General features: G+C 69.6%; 1 protein-coding gene. It reads left to right on the forward strand.

Going from position 1 to position 237, the window contains the following annotated elements; all coding sequences use genetic code 11:
* Positions 1 to 237 (forward strand): MlaD family protein (locus SB751_RS35105; protein ID WP_410749629.1); only part of this gene is annotated, 237 nt, incomplete at both ends.

Raw genomic sequence — 237 nt, forward strand, 5'->3', positions numbered from 1 at the left:
GTACAAGAATGTCGATATCGGCTCGGTGCGCGCGGTCAAGCTCTCGCCGAACCTCTCGCACGTGCTCGCGACGGTCGAGCTGACGAAGGACGCCGGCAGCTTCGCGACGAAGGACAGCCGCTTCTGGGTGGTGCGTCCGCGTGTGGGCGCGGGCGGCGTGTCGGGTCTCGGCACGCTGCTCTCCGGTGCGTACATCGGCGCCGACGCGGGCCGCTCGGCGGAAACCGCGCACGACTT

The organism is Cupriavidus sp. SIMBA_020 (assembly GCF_046535395.1).
In the GTDB taxonomy this organism is placed as follows: Bacteria; Pseudomonadota; Gammaproteobacteria; order Burkholderiales; family Burkholderiaceae; genus Cupriavidus; species Cupriavidus campinensis.